Source organism: Oleiphilus sp. HI0061 (assembly GCF_001635675.1).
On the sequence record NZ_LWFE01000855.1, the window covers coordinates 1 to 447 of the forward strand.

Annotated in this window: 1 pseudogene; it reads left to right on the forward strand. The window is 41.8% G+C overall.

Features of this window, described 5'->3' with window-relative positions:
• Positions 1-447, forward strand: a pseudogene (locus A3735_RS30765) (SGNH/GDSL hydrolase family protein); the annotation flags it as partial.

Below are 447 nucleotides of genomic sequence, written 5' to 3' on the forward strand. Positions count from 1 at the left end.
CTGGAGAAACGTTCCGTCAATATACTATCTCGGGTGCAGAAGTAACGGGCGGTATCTATGCAACTGATATTGCAACGCAATTCGAGATTGCCAAGAACGATAATCCGAATATCCAGACGATCGTTATGGATGCTGCAGGTAACGATATTCTTATCCCTATCATTACTATGTTTGACTGGTACAACTGTAAGACAGAGTGGTATCAGTGGTGGGGTTTAAGCTCTTCTTGTAAAAACCTGATTGACGACTTGTATGTTGATGTCGTTAATTTGTTGAATAATATCGATGCAAATGGTGTTGAAAACGTTATCTTCCTTGGCTACTACTACCCTAAAAATGCACTACTTTGGTTGGATGATGTGGAAGAAGCGGTTGATTATGGCGATATGCGTTTAGCCCAGGCATGTGCGAACTCTACAGCAAATTGTACCTTTATCGACCCTCGCT